The 17,448-nt window shown below is 68.4% G+C and carries 17 protein-coding genes; 15 read left to right on the top strand and 2 right to left on the bottom strand.

Annotation, left to right across the window (positions count from 1 at the left end):
• Positions 1-78: 78 nt before the first annotated feature.
• Positions 79-1,509: a metalloprotease TldD gene (gene tldD / locus M9M90_RS17880; RefSeq protein ID WP_254834590.1), complete on the bottom strand. Its 1,431-nt coding sequence runs from the start codon at positions 1,507-1,509 to the stop codon at positions 79-81.
• 622 nt (positions 1,510-2,131) lie between these two features.
• Between tldD and coxB the strand changes: the two genes are divergently transcribed.
• From coxB to M9M90_RS17820, 12 genes are all read left to right on the top strand, one after another.
• Positions 2,132-3,115 carry a cytochrome c oxidase subunit II gene (coxB, locus tag M9M90_RS17875; protein ID WP_254834589.1) on the top strand — a complete coding sequence of 328 codons (984 nt, stop codon included), beginning with the start codon at positions 2,132-2,134 and terminating at the stop codon, positions 3,113-3,115.
• A 17-nt stretch (positions 3,116-3,132) separates the two neighbouring features.
• Positions 3,133-4,788, top strand: a complete 1,656-nt coding sequence (gene ctaD / locus M9M90_RS17870) for a cytochrome c oxidase subunit I (RefSeq protein ID WP_254834588.1) — start codon at positions 3,133-3,135, stop codon at positions 4,786-4,788.
• A 96-nt stretch (positions 4,789-4,884) separates the two neighbouring features.
• Entirely contained in the window at positions 4,885-5,856 is a 972-nt protein-coding gene (gene cyoE, locus M9M90_RS17865; RefSeq protein ID WP_254834587.1) for a heme o synthase, read from the top strand.
• Positions 5,853-6,005 carry a hypothetical protein gene (locus M9M90_RS17860; protein WP_254834586.1) on the top strand — a complete coding sequence of 51 codons (153 nt, stop codon included), beginning with the start codon at positions 5,853-5,855 and terminating at the stop codon, positions 6,003-6,005. Before cyoE ends, M9M90_RS17860 begins: the two co-directional genes overlap by 4 nt.
• Positions 6,006-6,075: 70 nt before the next feature.
• Positions 6,076-6,624 carry a cytochrome c oxidase assembly protein gene (locus M9M90_RS17855; protein ID WP_254837160.1) on the top strand — a complete coding sequence of 183 codons (549 nt, stop codon included), beginning with the start codon at positions 6,076-6,078 and terminating at the stop codon, positions 6,622-6,624.
• Between the two features lie 75 nt (positions 6,625-6,699).
• Positions 6,700-7,578, top strand: coding sequence for a cytochrome c oxidase subunit 3 (locus tag M9M90_RS17850; protein WP_254834585.1), 879 nt, complete (start codon positions 6,700-6,702; stop codon positions 7,576-7,578).
• 60 nt (positions 7,579-7,638) lie between these two features.
• Positions 7,639-7,938 (top strand): DUF983 domain-containing protein, encoded by a 300-nt coding sequence (locus M9M90_RS17845; RefSeq protein WP_371129868.1) that lies wholly within the window; start codon positions 7,639-7,641, stop codon positions 7,936-7,938.
• Positions 7,931-8,659: an SURF1 family protein gene (locus M9M90_RS17840; RefSeq protein ID WP_254834583.1), complete on the top strand. Its 729-nt coding sequence runs from the start codon at positions 7,931-7,933 to the stop codon at positions 8,657-8,659. Before M9M90_RS17845 ends, M9M90_RS17840 begins: the two co-directional genes overlap by 8 nt.
• Positions 8,659-10,062: a threonine synthase gene (thrC, locus tag M9M90_RS17835; protein ID WP_254834582.1), complete on the top strand. Its 1,404-nt coding sequence runs from the start codon at positions 8,659-8,661 to the stop codon at positions 10,060-10,062. The genes M9M90_RS17840 and thrC overlap by 1 nt, the downstream gene beginning before the upstream one ends.
• The gene (locus M9M90_RS17830; protein WP_254834581.1) at positions 10,025-11,314 is read left to right on the top strand and encodes a pitrilysin family protein; all 1,290 of its coding nucleotides are present in this window, start codon (positions 10,025-10,027) and stop codon (positions 11,312-11,314) included. The genes thrC and M9M90_RS17830 overlap by 38 nt, the downstream gene beginning before the upstream one ends.
• A 51-nt stretch (positions 11,315-11,365) precedes the next feature.
• Positions 11,366-11,977, top strand: a complete 612-nt coding sequence (locus tag M9M90_RS17825; protein ID WP_254834580.1) for a GNAT family N-acetyltransferase — start codon at positions 11,366-11,368, stop codon at positions 11,975-11,977.
• A gap of 31 nt (positions 11,978-12,008) precedes the next feature.
• On the top strand, positions 12,009-13,667 hold the full coding sequence (locus M9M90_RS17820) for a bifunctional diguanylate cyclase/phosphodiesterase (protein WP_254834579.1): 1,659 nt from the start codon (positions 12,009-12,011) through the stop codon (positions 13,665-13,667).
• On the opposite strand, the gene M9M90_RS17815 is transcribed toward M9M90_RS17820, so the two are convergent.
• On the bottom strand, positions 13,664-14,233 hold the full coding sequence (locus M9M90_RS17815; RefSeq protein WP_254834578.1) for a YqgE/AlgH family protein: 570 nt from the start codon (positions 14,231-14,233) through the stop codon (positions 13,664-13,666). The two genes, M9M90_RS17820 and M9M90_RS17815, sit on opposite strands and share 4 nt — an antisense overlap.
• 115 nt (positions 14,234-14,348) lie before the next feature.
• On the opposite strand from M9M90_RS17815, the gene M9M90_RS17810 reads away from it, so the two are divergent.
• The 3 genes from M9M90_RS17810 to M9M90_RS17800 all read left to right on the top strand — a co-directional run bounded on the left by M9M90_RS17810 (position 14,349) and on the right by M9M90_RS17800 (position 17,383).
• Entirely contained in the window at positions 14,349-14,831 is a 483-nt protein-coding gene (locus tag M9M90_RS17810; protein ID WP_254834577.1) for a peroxiredoxin, read from the top strand.
• 106 nt (positions 14,832-14,937) lie between these two features.
• Positions 14,938-16,119: an amidohydrolase family protein gene (locus M9M90_RS17805; RefSeq protein ID WP_254834576.1), complete on the top strand. Its 1,182-nt coding sequence runs from the start codon at positions 14,938-14,940 to the stop codon at positions 16,117-16,119.
• Positions 16,120-16,150: 31 nt separating this feature from the next.
• Positions 16,151-17,383, top strand: coding sequence for an esterase-like activity of phytase family protein (locus M9M90_RS17800; protein ID WP_254834575.1), 1,233 nt, complete (start codon positions 16,151-16,153; stop codon positions 17,381-17,383).
• The last annotated feature ends 65 nt before the right edge of the window (positions 17,384-17,448 follow it).

Here is a 17,448-nt window from a genome sequence, read left to right as displayed (position 1 = left end):
ATTAAATCCAGGAAAGGTAGATTAAATCGCCGAAAGGTTATCGGCGATCACAAAGCGTGGTTCCTGAGATGCCACGTCCTACAGGCTGGTGCCGCCGACCGTCAGTCCGGTGAGCTTCAGGGAGGGCTGACCGACCCCCACCGGCACGCTCTGCCCAGACTTCCCACAGACCCCGACGCCGGGATCGAAGTCGAAATCGTCGCCGATCATGGTCACCCGGGTGAGCGCCGAGGGGCCGTCGCCGATCAGGGTGGCGCCCTTGACCGGAGCGGTGATCTTGCCGTCCTCGATCAGATAGGCCTCGGTGCACTGGAAGACGAACTTGCCGTTGGTGATGTCCACCTGGCCGCCGCCGAAATTGGCGCAGTAGAGGCCACGCTTGGTCGATTGGATCATCTCCTCGCGCGTGTGGTTTCCGCCCATCATGGCGGTGTTGGTCATACGCGGCATGGGCATGTGGGCGTAGGATTGGCGCCGGCCGTTGCCGGTGGCGTCGAGGCCCATCAGCCGGGCGCTCATCCGGTCGTGCATGTAGCCGACCAGAATCCCGTCCTCGATCAGGATGGTGCGCTCCGTGGGCGTGCCCTCGTCGTCCACGGTCAGCGATCCGCGGCGTCCGGCCAGGGTGCCGTCGTCGAACACGGTGACGCCCGGCGCGGCTACGCGCTCGCCGATCCGGCCGGAGAAGGCCGAGGTGCCCTTGCGGTTGAAGTCGCCTTCCAGCCCGTGGCCGACCGCCTCGTGCAGCAGCACGCCGTTCCAGCCGGGGCCCAGCACCACGTCCATCTCGCCGGCGGGGCAGGGGATGGCGTCGAGATTGACCAGAGCCTGACGCAGCGCCTCCTCGGCCTGCTCCCGCCACATGTCTGGGGTGATCCAGGCTTCGAACCCGGCGCGGCCGCCGGCGCCGGCGAAACCGTTCTCGCGCTTGCCGTCCTTCTCCACCGTAACCTGGACATTGACCCTGCAAAGGGGCCGCACGTCGCGGATCAGCCGGCCGTCCGCCCGCAGGATCTCCACCGTGCGGCGCTCGCCGGCCAGGGAGGCCATGACCTGGACCACCCGCGGGTCGCGCGCCCGGCACCAGGCGTCGATCTCCTGCAGCAGTGCGATCTTGTCGGAAAAGGCGGGGGAGGCGGTGGGGTCGTCCTCGCCATAGAGCTTGGCGTTGGTGGCGCGCGGCGCCTGGTCGGAGGCGCCGGAATAGCCGCGCTTGGCCAGGGACGAGGATTGGGCGGCCCGCTTGATCGCCGCCTCGGACACCTCGCTGGAGTGGGAATAGCCGGCGGTCTCGCCCGCCACCACCCGCAGGCCGAAGCCCTCGGACGAATCATAGGCCGCCGACTTCAGGCGTCCGTCGTCGAACAGGAATGATTCGCTCTCGGAGCGTTCGACGAACAGTTCGCCGTCGTCGGCGCCCGCCAGGGCCTCCCCGAGAATCTCGCGGGCTCGCTCGGGGGAGACGCCGGCGGAGTCCAGGATCGAGGGGGCGGGGGAATGGGCGTTCATCGAACAATCTGCTTTCGAGAGGGCGAGCGTCCAGAGATAGGAGTTCGGGGCCGCCGCGTCACCCCAAACCGCCGTCTAATCCGCCTTTCTCCGGCAGCGGATCGTGGCCCCAGCTCACCAGCCACCACCGCCAGCGCGTCTGCGTCACATCGCCCCAAGGCCGCTGGGCCAAGCGAGGCCGGGCGTAGCCGACCACCTTGTGCATATGGCTGTCGTCGGCCTCGGTCGGGCGTTCGACGGCCTTGGGGCGACCTTCCACCTCTCCGGCGTCTCCAGCCGGGCGGCCAGCGCTTCGGGCGCCATGTTCGCGATGGCGTCGAAGTCGCGACGGATCGCCTGCTCCTCGGCCGGGATGGGTGATGTCGCAGAAAATCGCCTCGTTCAGGTCGATCTGAACGAGGTTGAGGGCGGTGTTTTGGACGCCATCGCCCCGGCATATCGCCGGTCGGAGTCAGGACATCGCGCCATAGGGGGCTCTAGCGCCTTGGCAAGCCCCAATTGAGCGCGTATGCACCGCCGACGAAGGGTGGGGCCGCGCGATTTACGTGGCGTCGCCTCGATTCCAGTCGGCGGGGGCGATCGTCTTTTGCGAGGCGCGGCCGGCCAAGCAGACCGAGGGGACATGAAGTCTAGGGTTCAGGGCATGCGGACGTGGGCGGCAGCGACCGCCGCGGGCGCCACGTCGGCGTTCTGGGGCGTCCAGGCGTTCGCGGAAGAATTGATGGGGCAGCCGACGCCGGGCGGCCTTGGGCTGCAGCCGGCCGCCGCGCCGCTGAAGCACGCGGTGCACGATTTCCACGATCTGATCCTGCTGCCGCTGATCACGGCCATCTGTCTGTTCGTGCTCGCCCTGCTGCTGTGGTGCGTGGTCCGCTTCAATAAGCGCTCCAACCCGATCCCGGCCAAGTGGACCCACAACACCATGATCGAGGTGGTCTGGACCGTGGTGCCGGTCCTGATCCTGATGGGGATCTCGGTGGTCTCCTTCAAGCTGCTGTTCGCCTATCACGACATGCCCAAGCCGGACCTGACCGTTAAGGCCACCGGCTACCAGTGGTACTGGGGCTATGAGCTGCCCGACCAGAAGGTCGGCGAGTTCGTTTCCAACATGCTGCCCGAGGACGAAGCCAAGGCCCGCAACGTGCCTTACCGCCTGGCGGCCAACGAGCCCCTGGTGGTTCCGGTCAACAAGACGGTCCGCGTGCTGGTCACCGGCGCCGACGTGATCCACGCCTTCGCCCTTCCGGCCTTCGGCCTGAAGACCGACGGCATCCCCGGCCGGGTCAACGAGACCTGGTTCAAGGCCGAGCGCACCGGCACCTTCTACGGCCAGTGCTCCGAGCTGTGCGGCGTCGACCACGCCTTCATGCCGATCGAGATCAAGGTCGTGACCCAGCCCGAATTCGACGCCTGGGTCGCCTCCAAGGGCGGATCGACGTCGACGGCCGCTCCGGCGCCCGCCGCCGCGCCGGCCGCCGACGCCGCCGCGGTTCCGGCCGCCGCGACCGCGGCTCCCGCCACCACCACTCCGGCCGCGGCCGCGTCTGCGACGCCCGCGCCGACCTCCACGCCTGCCGCGCCCGCTCCGGCGCCGGCGGCGAAATAAGCTTGGGACAGCGTACGATGGCACAAGCCGCCGCTCACGATCATCACGACGAAGCCGAGCACAAGCCCGGTTTCATCACCCGCTGGTTCTTCTCCACGAACCACAAGGACATCGGCACCCTATACATCCTCTTCGCCATCATGGCGGGGCTGGTGGGCGGCGCCCTGTCGGGCCTGATCCGCTGGGAACTGGCCGAGCCGGGCATCCAGATCTTCACCGAGGGCTCCTCGGTGAACCTGCTGGGCCTGATCGAGCAGTCCAAGCACGGCTACAACGCCGTGGTCACCGCCCACGCCCTGATCATGATCTTCTTCATGGTCATGCCCGCCATGATCGGCGGGTTCGGCAACTGGTTCGTGCCGCTGATGATCGGCGCGCCGGACATGGCCTTCCCGCGGATGAACAATATCTCGTTCTGGCTGCTGGTCGCCGCCTGGGTGATGCTGCTGGTCTCGATGTTCGTCGACGGCGGCCCCGGCAGGGGCTTCGGCGGCGGCTGGACCATGTACGCGCCGCTCTCCACGTCGGGCCACGCGGGCCCGGCCATGGACTGCGCCATCCTGGCCATCCACCTGGCCGGCGCCAGCTCGATCCTCGGCGCCATCAACTTCATCACCACCATCTTCAACATGCGCGCCCCGGGCATGACCCTGCACCGCATGCCGCTGTTCGTGTGGTCGATCCTGGTCACGGTGTTCCTGCTGCTGCTCTCGCTGCCCGTCCTGGCCGGCGCGATCACCATGCTGCTCACCGACCGGAACTTTAACACCCACTTCTTCGACGCCGCCGGCGGCGGGGACCCCGTGATGTACCAGCATCTGTTCTGGTTCTTCGGCCACCCCGAGGTCTACATCCTGATCCTGCCCGGCTTCGGCATGGTCAGCCACATCGTGTCGACCTTCTCGAGGAAGCCCATCTTCGGCTATCTCGCCATGGCCTACGCGATGGTCGCCATCGGCTTCATCGGCTTCGTCGTGTGGGCGCACCACATGTACACCGTGGGCATGAGCATCAATCTGCGCGCCTATTTCGTGGCGGCCACCATGGTCATCGCGGTGCCGACCGGCGTGAAGATCTTCTCCTGGATCGCCACGATGTGGGGCGGCTCCATCGACTTCAAGACGCCGATGCTCTGGGCGATGGGCTTCATCTTCCTGTTCACCGTCGGCGGCGTGACCGGCGTGGTCCTGGCCAACGCCGGCGTCGACTACAGCCTGCACGACACCTACTACGTGGTCGCCCACTTCCACTACGTCCTGAGCCTTGGGGCCGTCTTCGCGATCTTCGCGGGCTTCTACTACTGGTTCGAGAAGATGTGGGGCGTGAAGTACCGGGAATGGCTGGGCGCGGCCCACTTCTGGATCACCTTCGTGGGCGTGAACCTGATCTTCTTCCCGCAGCACTTCCTGGGCCTGCAGGGCATGCCCCGCCGTTATGTGGACTATCCCGACGCCTTCACCCTGTGGAACCAGGTGTCGTCGATGGGCTATGTGGTCACCCTGGTGGGCGTGGGCGTCTTCCTGCTGGTGCTCCTCGACGCCATGATCTCGCGCCGCAAGGCCGAGGCCAATCCGTGGGGCGAGGGCGCGACGACGCTGGAATGGACCCTGTCCTCCCCTCCGCCGTTCCACCAGTTCAACGAACTTCCGGTGGTGAAGCCCGACCTGCACTAGGTCGGGTTCGCCCCCAGAGACGCAACGAGGGGCGCGGGCTGGGACAATCCGGCGCGCGCCCCTCGGTCGTTTTGCGAGGGATTTGAGAGTAACTAGATGGCCATGTCGCCAGCCCTCTCCAGAGCATCCTCTCCGGCCCGGTGGCAGGACTATGTCCAGCTGATGAAGCCGCGGGTGATGTCGCTGGTGATCTTCACCGCCATTACCGGCCTGGTCTGTGCGCAGGGCCCGGTGAACCCGGTGCTGGGCGCCATCGCCATCCTCTGCATCGCCGTCGGCGCCGGGGCCTCGGCCTCGTTCAACATGTGGTACGACGCCGACATCGACGCCAAGATGCGCCGCACCCGCGCCCGTCCCGTGCCCTCCGGCAAGGTCCAGGGCGCCGACGCCCTGGCGCTCGGAGTGGTGCTGTCGCTGTTTTCGGTGATGTTGCTGGGCATGACCACCAACTGGCTGGCGGCCGGCCTGCTGGCCTTCACCATCTTCTTCTACGCCGTGGTCTATACGATGTGGCTGAAGCGCTCGACGCCGCAGAACATCGTCATCGGCGGTCTCGCCGGCGCCCTGCCGCCGGTCATCGGCTGGGCCGCGGCCACCGGCGCCGCGCCGCTGAACGCCTGGCTGCTGTGCGCCATCATCTTCATGTGGACCCCGCCGCACTTCTGGGCGCTGTCGCTCTACACCAGCGAGGACTACGAGAAGGCTGGCGTGCCGATGATGCCGGTCACCGCCGGCGCGGCCTCCACGCGCAAGCAGATCCTGATCTACAGCCTGCTGTTCACGCCGATCTGCATCGTGCCGGCCTTCACGGGCTTGGGCGGCCTGACCTATCTGGCGGTGGCCGCGATGGGCGGGCTGGTCTTCCTGATCCTGGCCTGGCGGGTGTTCCGGAGCCGCGCGGGCGAGCGGATCGGCGAGCGTAACGACGACGGTCTCTACGACGTGAAGGCCAGTTCCAAGGACGCGCGCAACCTGTTCGCCTTCTCGATCCTATATCTCACCCTGCTGTTCGCCACCTTGCTCGCCGAGCACCTGCTCGACCTGCCCGCCGTCGGAGCCTTCCAGTGAGCGAGCCTGTTCAAGACCCGCAAGCCGACGCCAAGGCCCGCCGCGGCCGCAACATCGCCTTGGCGCTGGGACTGGTGCTGTTCGTGGTGCTGGTCTTCATCGTCACCGTCGTTCGCCTGGGAGCCAGTGTTGCCGCCCGCCCGCTCTAAGCCGCCGCTCACCGCCGAGGCCACCCGCAACAAGCGTGTCGCCCTGATCTGCGGCGCGTTCTTCTTCGGCATGGTCGGCATGGCCTACGCCTCGGTGCCGCTGTACAAGGCCTTCTGCCAGCTCACCGGGTTCGATGGCACGGTCCGCAAGGCCGAGGCCGCGCCGGATCAGGTGCTGGACCAGAAGCTGACCATCCGCTTCGACGCCAATGTCCGCGACCTGCCCTGGACCTTCACGGCCGAGCAGACATCCCAGACGATCAAGATCGGCCAGACGGGTCTGGCCTATTTCAAGGTCACCAACAACGGGACCAGGCCGGTCACAGGCCGGGCGGTCTACAATGTCGTGCCCGAATCCGCCGGCGCCTACTTCCAGAAACTCGAGTGCTTCTGTTTCTCCGACCAGACGATACCGGCGGGAACGACCATCGAATTCCCGGTCGTCTACTTCGTCGATCCGGAATATGCGAAGGACTTCGAGACCAAGACCAAGGGGGAGGTGACCCTCTCCTACACCTTCTTCCCGGCGGTCGGCGGCGGCGCGGAGGCCAAGACCGCGCAGGCTGCGCCGTCAAAGCATCCTTCGGCCCTTGGCGGAACGGCCAGGGCGGGGCTATAGCGTCACGCGAAATGTCTTACGTCCGTTCGAGAGAGGGACGGACGTCAGTGAGATACAAAAGGGGTTAGGACCGAAATGGCCCACGGCGAAGTCAAGCACGACTACCATCTGGTGAACCCGAGCCCGTGGCCGCTGGTGGGGTCCGCCTCCGCCACGGTGATGGCGCTGGGCGGGGTGGTCTGGATGAAGGGCCTGTTCGGCCTGCCGGAGGGCACCTCGTGGCTGTTCTTCGCCGGCCTGGCCGGCGTGCTCTACACCATGGTCGGCTGGTGGTCGGACGTGGTCAAGGAAGCCAACGCCGGCGACCACACCCCGGTCGTGGCGATCGGCCTGCGCTACGGCATGATCATGTTCATCGCTTCCGAAGTGATGTTCTTCGTCGCCTGGTTCTGGATCTTCTTCGAGATGGCCCTGTTCCACGAGGCGCGGACCCTGTCCGGCATCGAGGAGGTCCGCACGGCCTGGGCCACCTGGCCGCCTCAGGGCATCGAGACCGTTCCCGCCTGGAACCTGCCCCTGGTCAACACCCTGACCCTGCTGCTCTCGGGCACCACGGTCACCTGGGCTCACCACGCGCTGCAGCAGGGCGACCGCCGCGGCACCCAGATCGGCCTGATCCTGACCATCCTGCTGGGGGTCCTGTTCACGTCGATCCAGGCCTACGAGTACGCCCACATCCTGCAGCACAACTATTTCTTCGGCGCCGAGACCCAGGCCAATTCGGGCCTCTATGGCTCGTCCTTCTTCATGGCCACGGGCTTCCACGGTTTCCACGTGCTGATCGGCACCATCTTCCTGACCGTCTGCCTGATCCGGCTGATGAACGGCGGCTTCACGCCCAAGCAGCATTTCGGCTTCGAGGCGGCGGCCTGGTACTGGCACTTCGTGGACGTGGTCTGGCTCTTCCTGTTCGCCTTCATCTACGTGGTGTTTGGCGGAGTCGGCGGCCACTGACGAATGAGCAGCCCCAATCCGCTGTTGGCGGGCCTTCGCGGCCGCTGCCCGAACTGCGGAGTGGGGCGCTTGTTTCAGGGCTTCCTGAAAGTCGCGCCGTCCTGCGACAGCTGCGGCTACGATCTGGCCAAGGCCGATTCCGGGGACGGGCCGGCGGTGTTCGTGATCCTGATCGCGGGCTTCCTCTGCGCCTTCGCCATGCTGTTCACCGAGATCGCATTCTCGCCGCCGATCTGGGTGCACATCCTTATCTTCCTGCCCCTGACGCTCGGCGTCTGCCTTGGCCTGCTGCGCCCGCTGAAGGGCGTCATGCTGGCGGCCCAGTTCTCCAACAGGGCGTCCGAAGCCCGGCATGACTGACCAGGCGCCCCGCCGGCTTCCGATCGGCCTCACCCTCAGCGTCCTGGTCGCTCTCGGCATCCTCATGGCCCTGGGCGGCTGGCAGCTCCAGCGCCTGGCCTGGAAGCAGGATCTGCTGGCCCGGGTGGCGGCCCTTCAGTCGGCGCCCGCCCGCGATCTCGCGCCGCTCCTGGAGCGGGTGAAGGCCGGCGAGGACCTGGAATACGCCCGCGCCCGGGTGGTCTGCCCGGGCATCGCCGCGGCGCCCTATCTCGAGGTCTACGGCGTGCGCGGCGGCCAGGCAGGGGTGCGCCTGGTCTCAGCCTGCGCGCTGGAGGGCGCGGCCTACGGTTCCATCCTGGTGGACCGGGGCTTCGTGGCCGACACCATCTCCGCCCGCCCGCCGGTCGATACCGCGGCCGCCGCGTCGGTCGAGGTGGTCGGGGTGTTTCGCGCGCCGGAGAAGCCGAGTTTCGTGACGCCGGCCAACGACGTGGCGGCCAACCACTGGTACTCCCGCGACATCGCCGCCATGGCCGCCCAGCTGAAGGCGCCCGGACCCGCGCCGCTGTTCCTGATGGCGGAGACGCCCACCAACCCGGAATGGAAGGCCCTGGTCCCCGCGCCCCTGCCCGCCGAGATCTCCAACCGCCACCTGGAGTACGCGCTCACCTGGTTCGGCCTTGCCGCGGCCCTGGTCGGCGTCTATGCCGCCGTGCTCTGGAGAAGGTGGAAAGCTTGATGCGGTATGTGTCCACGCGCGGGCAGGCGCCCTCGGTCGGCTTTATCGACGCGATCCTGTCGGGCCTCGCCCCCGACGGCGGGCTCTATGTGCCTGAGACCTGGCCGACCCTCACCAAGGACGAGATCGCCGCCTTCGCCGGCCAGCCCTATCACGCGGTCGCCACCGAGATTCTGTCGCGCTTCGTCGGCAATGAGATCGCCCGCGACACCCTGGCCGACATGTGCGCCGAGGCCTACGCCACCTTCTCCCATTCGGCGGTGGTGCCCCTAAAGCAGATCGCCCCCCAGGGGTTCATCGCCGAGCTGTTCCACGGCCCAAGCCTGGCCTTCAAGGATGTGGCCATGCAGCTGCTGGCGCGGCTGTCGGATCATGTCCTGGGCGAACAGAAGCGCACCCAGACCATCCTCTGCGCCACCTCCGGCGACACCGGCGGCGCGGCGGTCGAGGCGTTCCGGGGCCGGGCCAACACCAGGATCGTGGTGATGTTCCCGGACGGTCGGATCTCCGAGGTCCAGCGCCGCTTCATGACCACGGCCGACGAGGGCAATGTCGCGTGCGTGGCGGTGGCCGGCGACTTCGACGACTGCCAGGCGATCCTGAAGACCGCGCTGCAGGACGCCAGCCTGAAGCAGGCCGTGGGGCTGGCGGCGGTCAATTCCATCAACTTCGCCCGCATCGTCGCCCAGTGCGTCTATTACTTCACCACCGCCGTGGCGCTCGGCGCGCCGCATCGGAGCATCTCCTTCGCCGTGCCCTCCGGCAATTTCGGCGACGGGTTCGCGGGCTACGTGGCCAAGCGCATGGGCCTGCCGATCGACAAGATCGTGGTGGCCACCAATTCCAACGACATCCTGGCGCGGGCCTTCGAGGAGGGCCGCTACGTGCGCGGGGTCACCACAGCGACCCAGTCGCCGGCCATGGACATCCAGTCGGCCTCGAACTTCGAGCGGCTCTATTTCGAGTGCGCGCGCCGCGACGGCCTGGAAACCGCCCGCGCTTTCGCCGCGTTCGCCGAGACCGGAATCATCGACATCCCGCCCCAGGCCTACGCCGCCATGCGCGAGACCTTCGTGGGCGTCTCGGTCAGCGAGGGCGAGACTGCGCGGACCATCGTCTCGACACTGCGTGAGACCGGCGAGCTCATTGACCCCCACACCGCGGTGGGCGTGGCCGGCATGCGCCGCGCGCCCGGCTTGACCGGCCCCGTGGTGGTGCTGTCGACGGCCCATCCGGCCAAGTTCCCCGACACGGTGGCCGCGGCCACCGGCGAGACACCGACCATGCCTCGCACCGCCGCGCACCTGGCGGGCAAGACCGAGCGCTACGATCGCCTGCCGGCCGACGCCGACGCCATCAAGGCCTATGTCCGGGCCTTCGCCGAAGGCCACGCGCCTGCCTAGGGTCCATACGCTCGGCAACGGGGTGAGGGTCGTCTGCGACCCCATCGATGGCCTGGAGACGCTCGCGCTCTCCGTCGTCGCCGGCCGCGGGGCGCGGTTCGAGGACGAGGTCCATTCCGGCTGGTCGCACCTGCTGGAGCACATGGTGTTCAAGGGCGCCGGCGCCCGTTCGGCCCGCGAGATCGTCGAGGTGATCGAGGCCCAGGGCGGCCAGCTCAACGCCGCCACCGGCTACGAACGCACCAGCTTCCAGGTCCGCGCGCTCAAGGGCGGCCTGGATCTCGGCAGCGCCGTGATCGCCGACTTGGTCCTGCGCCCCACAATGGACGCCGGCGACCTGGCCCGCGAGATCAACGTGGTTGGCCAGGAGATCGCCGAGGCCGCCGACACCCCCGACGACATTGTCTTCGAGATGGCCCAGGCCGCGGCCTATGCGGGCCAACCCCTCGGACGCCCGATCCTCGGCACGGACGCCTCGATCGCGCCCGCAACGACTGGAGCGCTGTCGGACTGGCGGGCGAAGGTCTATGCGCCGGACGCCCTGATCGTCGCCGCCGCCGGGGCGGTGGACGAGGACGAACTGCTGGCGATCGTCGAGCGCGACTTCGGCGGGGCCACCGGGCAGGGACCGGACGCACCCACCCCCGCGTTGTTCGAGGGCGGCGCCCAGACCGCGGTGAAGGCGCTGGAGCAGGCCAACCTGGTCTTCCTGCTGCCGGCCGTCAGCGTCCGCGACAAGGCCTATTTCGCCCTGCGGCTCTATGCGGAGATCCTGGGCGGCGGCATGGCCTCGCGGCTGTTCCAGGAGGCCCGCGAGAAGCGCGGCCTTGCCTATGCTGTCGACGCCTATTCCGAGACCTATGCCGACGCCGGCCTTCTGGGAGTGTTCGCCGGCTGCGCGGCCAAGGACGCCGCTGAACTCGCCCGCGTGGCTGCCGCCGAGATCCAGGGCATGGCCGCGGGCGTGGAGGCCGCCGAACTCTCGCGGGCCAAGGCCCAGCTCAAGGCCTCGATGTTCATGGCGCGGGAATCGCCGCTGGCGCGCGCCGAGCAGGCCGCCGGCCAGGTCCTGCTTTTTGGCGAGACTCTCCGGCCCGCCGACCTCGCCGGGCAGATCGATGCGGTGACCGCGGCCGACCTGGAAACCCTGGGCGCGGCCATGCTGACCCCTGGCCGCTGCGCGGTCAGCGTGCTGGGACCCAAGGCGGCGCTGACGGCGGCCGACGCCTTCCGGCAGGCCTTGTTCGGCTAGGTGTTCGCACCCACGGGTTGACGCCGGCCGAAATCCCGCGATTTTCAGGTCATGGCCCTGCTGGATTGGATCGCGCCGGAGAGCGGCCTTCGCATCGACGGCGAGGGCGTGCGCCTGCGCCCGCCCCGCGCGACCGACTATGCCGAGTGGCGCGACCTGCGCGCGCGCTCGCGCGATTTCCTCCAGCCGTGGGAGCCGACCTGGCCGGTCGACGACCTTAGCCGTGCGGCGTTCCGACGCAGACTGACCGCCTACGCCCGCGACCGGGAGGCGGGCACGGCCTATCCGTTCTTCGTCTTCCGGGCTTCCGACGACGCGCTCACTGGCGGAATCACCCTCTCGAATGTCCGCCGCGGCGTCGCCCAGATGGGTTCGGTGGGCTATTGGTGCGGCCAACCCTTTGCCCGACAAGGACAAACCCTGGCGGCCGTCCGGATGTTGACGGTCTTCGCCTTCCGCACCCTGGCGCTTCACCGGCTGGAGGCGGCCTGCCTGCCCTCCAACGACGCCTCGCGGCGGCTGCTCAACCGGGCCGGGTTCAGGGAAGAGGGGCTCGCCTCGGCTTATCTGAAAATTAACGGCGTTTGGCGAGACCATGTCCTGTTCGGCCTGGTGTCGCCCTTGCGGGCGCATGAGGCGCCGGACGACGGAGTGTCGGTCTGACCGACGCGTTGACCTGTAGCGTCTTGAGGCGATGCCGAACGATCGTTGGATCTGGGACGCCACCACGACGCTCGAAGCCTTGGGCGCCGCCGATGTGGTGCTCTGGCTTTGGGAGCCGGAGAAGGATCGTCTGCGCCTGACCGGGGCCTCGCGGTCGCTTGGCCTGGGTCCGCTCGCCCCGGAATGTTCCTCCGCCGCCATGCGCGCGCTGGCCCTGCCCCAGGACCGGGCCATGGCCGACGATGTCCTGCGGGTGCAAGATCCCGGCTCGGAGATCGCCGTGCGCCTGCGTATGCGCGGCGGCGGCGTCTGCATCTGGCGCGGCGTCTGGCTGGAGGAGGGGCTGCGCGCCGCTGGCGTGATCGCGCCGGAGACCAAGTTCGCCGCCTCGGACCTCGACCATCTTACCGGCCTGCTGGATCGCAAGAGCTTCGTCACCCGCGCCCGGGAACAGCTCCAGTCGCCGGGTAATCACGAATTGGTCGTGGCCGACCTGGACCGTCTGCGCCGCCTGAACGAGGCCCTCGGCCACGAGCGGGCCGACCTTGTCCTGGCCGCGCTTGGTTCGCGTCTGGCCGCCGCCTTCCCGCCCGGCGCCTTGCTGGCCCGGGTCGGCGAGGACGAATTCGCGGTCCTGGCTCCTACCTCCCGGCCGAGCGCCGCGGAGATCCTCCGCCAGGCCCTGGAGCAGCCCTTGCGGGTGGCGGGCTTCGATATCCATCCCACCCTCTCCATCGGCGCCGTCGAGGCGGTCGGCGGCGAGGATGCCCCCGAGGCCGCCGAGTTGCTGCGCCGCGCCGAGCTGGCCGTCGAGTCCGCCAAGAGCGGCGGGCGCGGCGGGGCCGCCGCCTATGGCCGCGGCCTGGAGAGCGACGGCCTGTCGCGCCTGGCCTTGGAAAGCGATCTGCGCGGCGCCATGGGGCGCGGCGAGATCGTGGCCTATTACCAGCCCATCGTGCGGCTCTCGACCGGCGCCCTGTCGGGCTTCGAGGCCCTGGTCCGCTGGCGCCACAGCCGGCGCGGCCTGCTGACCCCCGACCAGTTCCTGCCGCTCTGCGAGGAGATGGGCCTGATGAGCGAGCTGGGCGCGCGGATGATGCGCGAGGCCGGCCACCAGCTCGCCGTCTGGCGCCGCGACCACCGCGCCGCCGGAGAGCTCACCGTGGCGGTGAACCTATCGACCGGCGAACTCGACCGGCCAGACCTGATCTCCGACGTCATGGCCATCCGCAAGGAGACCGGCCTGCCGCCGGGAGCGCTGAAGTTGGAGGTCACCGAGGGCGACGTCATGCGCGACCCGGATCGCGCCGCCGTGGTCCTGCGCAACCTGCGCGAGGCCGGCGCGGCCCTGGCCCTGGACGACTTCGGCACGGGCTTCTCGTCGCTGAGCTACCTGACGCGGCTGCCGTTCGATACATTGAAAATCGATAGATATTTCGTGCGCACCATGGCCACCAACGAAGGCTCGGCGAAGATCGTCTCCTCGGTGGTGAAGCTTGGCCAGGACCTCGCCCTCGAGGTGGTGGCCGAGGGCGTCGAGAACGCCCAGATGGCCCGCCAGCTCCTGTCGCTCGGCTGCGACTACGGTCAGGGCTTCGGCTACGCCCCGGCGCTGTCGCCGCAGGAGGCCGAGGTCTATCTCAACGAGAGCTATGTGGACGGCGCCGCGCCCGTGAAGGCCCGCGGCTAGGCTCGCCCGGCGGTCGCGCTGAGCAGGCTGGCGTCCACGCCAAGCTTGGCCAGCGCCTTGCTCCATTTCTGCGCATGGTCGCCGTCGAAGATCAGGCTCTCGTCTGCCTCGCAGGTCAGCCAGACGTTCTCGCGGATTTCCCGCTCCAGCTGACCTGGTCCCCAGCCCGCATAGCCGAGGGCCAGCAGCGACCGCCTGGGGGCGGAGTTGTGGCCGGCCATGGCCTCCAGAACCTCGCGGGTGGCGGTGAGCGAGACGTCGTCGCCGATGGGCAGGCTGTGGTCGCCGGCCATGTAGTCGTTGGTGTGCAACACGAAGCCGCGTTCGCGCTCCACGGGTCCGCCCATCAGGACCAGGTCAGGCGGGATCTCGATGGTCGACTTGACCTCAAGCCGCTTCAGCAGGTCGGGGACGGTGAGGCCCTCGACCGGCCGGTTCACGGCTATGCCCATGGCGTGGCTCTCGTCGTGGGCGCAGATCAGCACCACCGCGCGCTCGAACCGCGGGTCACCGATTCCCGGCATGGCGATCAGGATCTGGCCGGAGAGAAACGAACCGTCTTCCATTCCTTGCAGATTTGAGCCGGAACGCGGCGCTTTCAAGCCTGGAAGCGAGATAAGGGCGTTGAAGACGAACGCATCCGCGTTATCTGCTGCGGAACTTCATTCGGGAGACAACAAGATGACCATCAAAGTCGGCGACAAGCTGCCCGCCGCCACATTCGCCGCCGGCACGGCCGAGGGCCCGCGGCCGATGAGCACCGACGACGTGTTCGCGGGCAAGAAGGTCGCCCTGTTCGCCGTGCCCGGCGCCTTCACCCCGACCTGCTCGGCCCGCCACCTGCCGGGCTTCAAGGAACATGTGGCCGATTTCCGCGCCAAGGGCGTCGACAGCATCGTCTGCCTCTCGGTCAACGACGCCTTTGTGATGAAGGCCTGGGGCGAGAGCCAGGGCGTGGGCGAAGACATCATCATGCTGGGCGACGGGAACGGCGACTTCACCAAGGCCGTCGGCCTGGAGCTGGACGGCTCCAAGTTCGGCATGGGCGCGCGCTCGCAGCGCTATTCCATGCTGGTCGACGACGGCGTGGTGAAGGAGCTCAATGTGGAGCAGGGCGGCGAGTTCAAGGTCTCGGCCGCGGACTATCTGCTGGCTCAGCTCTAGGACAAGGAGGCGGAGGCTCCCGACGCGCCTCCGCCATTCTTGACTCCGGTATCCCGGCGTCCGCACACTTCGCGGCGAGCGACCACAAGGTCGCCGGGAGGACGCCATGCCCTACGTCGAAGGCCAGACCATCCACGACGCCGACAGCCATGTGATGGAGCTGCCCGGCACGCTCCATCGCTATCTGGACCCGAAGGTCCGGGAGGCCTTCGTCGAGGCGACCGGGAAGAAGGACGTCCTGCCCGAGTGGTTCGAGAAGGCCGCGGCCCAGCAGGAGGACCCGGAGTTCCGGGCCGGCGACGAGGCCAACCTGCTGCTGCGCAAGAACTACCAGGCGCTTGGCGCCTTCCGCAGCCAGGACCGGCCCAAGGCGCTGGACCTGTTCGGCTTCGCCAGCCAGCTGGTGTTCACCACCGCCTCGCTCAGCAATTACGGCCTGGAGGAGATGGGCCAGGCCGATCTCGCCGTCGAGGCCGCCCGCGCCCACAATCGGATGATGAGCGAGTTCTGCTCTGTCGACCGCCGTCTGCTGGCCACCGGCTATGTGCCGCTGATCGATATGGCTCGCGCGCCCGAGATCGCCCGCGAGGCCATCGCCATGGGCTGCAAGGGCATCGTCATCCCCTCGCGACACCCGAACGGCCATTCGCCCAGCCACATCGGTCTCGACCCGCTCTGGGCCGTGGTCCAGGAGGCCGGCATCCCGATCCTCTTCCACGTCGGCGGGGAGGAAAAGATGCACAGGGACTACATCAACAACGGCGGTCCCCAGGTGCTGGACTTCCACGGCGGGGCGGAGAATTTCACCTCGCTGACATTCATGACCATCCCGCTCTCGATCTGGCAGACCCTGTCGGCCCTGGTGCTCGACGGGGTGTTCGATCGCTTTCCGCGGCTGAAGTTCGGGGCCATCGAGCTGGGGGCCTCGTGGCTGCCCAGCCTGATGCGGTTCATGGATTCCGGCGCCGCGGCCTTCGGCAAGGAGGAGCGGCTGCAGCGGCTCTCGGCCAAGCCCAGCGAGATCTTGCGGCGCCAGTTCCGCGTCACCCCGTATCCGCACGAGGACACCGCCTGGATCATCGCCAATTCGGGCGAGGAGATGTGCCTGTTCTCGTCGGACTTCCCGCACATCGAGGGGGGGCGCAACCCGTTGAAGCGCTTCAACGACGCTCTGGAAGGCGCGTCGGATCGGGCCAGGCGGGCCTTCTACCGCGATAACTTCATCGACCTGATGGGGCGCGGCCTGGACCCCGCCCTGCACGACGCGCCGGGACTGGCGGCGGCCTAGACAAAGCCGCGGCGGCTGCGCCAATGGCCGCATGGCAGGTGGATACAGGGTCGAACGGCTCCAGTGGCGCGACCAGGTGCTGGCGGAGATCCCGATGCCGCGGGGCGTGCTGCGGGTGACCCTGGGCGTCGGCTCTGGCCTGGCGCGGGCGCCGGGCGATCCGCCAGACCGCCTGTGGGCGATCGGCGACCGGGGCCCGAACCTCAAGATCAAGGCGGCGGTGAGGGACTACGGGCTCGACCATCTGGAACGCGTGGCCGACATCGACGGCGCCAAGATCATGCCGACGCCCGATCTCGGCCCGACCATCGCCGAACTGCGGATCGTGGGGACCGCCGTCGAGTTCGTCCGCGCGATACCGCTGCGGCGCTCCGACGGGCGGCCGCTCTCGGGCCTGCCCCTGCCGGGCGGGGGTGACGCGGAGATGGAGCCGACCTTCGACCTGGACGGCGCCTTGCGCGAGGCCGATGGCGGGGCCGACACCGAGGGGCTGGCGGTCCTAGCCGACGGCAGCTTCTGGGCGGCGGAGGAATACGGCCCTTCGCTGATGAAGGTCGCGCCGGACGGGCGGGTGACCGCTCGTTGGGTCCCGCAGGGCGTCACCGGCCACTGCGATCCGACGCTGACGCCCCTGCTGCCGGCCATCGCCGCGCACCGGCAGCTCAATCGCGGTTTCGAGTCTGTGGCCGCCTCGGCCGACGGCGCCTGGCTCTACACGGCCTTCCAGAGCCCGCTGGCCCATCCCGAGAGGGCGGCCGGGGAGACCGCGCGCCATGTCCGGATCTGGAAGCTGGATGCTGCCACGGGGCAGGTGGTGGGACAGTACCTCTATCCCCTCGACCGCCCGCGCAGCTTCGAACGGGACGCCCGGGAGGGTGACGTCAAACGCGGCGACCTGAAGATCTGCGAACTGACTTGGCTCGGCCCCGACCGATTGCTGGTGCTGGAGCGGATTTCGCGGACCGCCAAGATCTATCGGGTCGACCTGACGGGATTCGAGACGCCGCCCGAGCACCTGGACATCGAGACCCGGCCCACCCTGGAGGAGATGGACCCCGGCGACTTGGCGGCGGTCAGCGTGCGGATGCTGGCCAAAACCCTGGTCTTCTCCACGGACGAGGCCAGGGATATCGCCCCAGACCTGGAAGGCATGGCCGTGCTGTCGGACCGCGAGCTGATCCTGGTCAACGACAACGACTTCGGCATCGAAGGGGTCGAGACCGCCTTCTTTCGCGTGACGTTTGACGAGCCGGTGCTGGCTTAGCCGCCGAGGTCAGCGCGCTTCAACCCCCTCCGTCACGTCGCCGAAGAAGGCGACGCGCCACCTCC

The organism is Phenylobacterium sp. LH3H17, from assembly GCF_024298925.1.
Taxonomy (GTDB): Bacteria; Pseudomonadota; Alphaproteobacteria; order Caulobacterales; family Caulobacteraceae; genus Phenylobacterium.
Note: the sequence above shows the minus strand (reverse complement) of the source record. Positions and strands in the feature narration are given on the sequence as shown.